At 32.0% G+C, this 225-nt stretch carries 1 pseudogene; it reads left to right on the top strand.

Annotated elements, in window-relative coordinates:
• A pseudogene (locus TP70_RS12480) lies at nucleotides 1-225 on the top strand (hypothetical protein); the annotation flags it as partial.

Below are 225 nucleotides of genomic sequence, written 5' to 3' on the forward strand. Positions count from 1 at the left end.
ATCTATATGGGCCGTATAAACCAAATGCTAAATTAAATATCTTTGCACAAGCAATCGTTGATGGTAAAACATTTAAAACAAACTTAGTAGAAGCGCCTGCATTAGAAAAAGGGGAGAAAACAGTCCCTGTTAAGTTGCAGTTTAATCAATACGAAATTGAGAAACATCAAAAAAATGCCGAAATAAAAAAAGATGTTCAAACCTTTATGGAAGATTACACATATG

Origin of the sequence: Staphylococcus microti, from assembly GCF_000934465.1 — a bacterium.
In the GTDB taxonomy this organism is placed as follows: domain Bacteria; phylum Bacillota; class Bacilli; order Staphylococcales; family Staphylococcaceae; genus Staphylococcus; species Staphylococcus microti.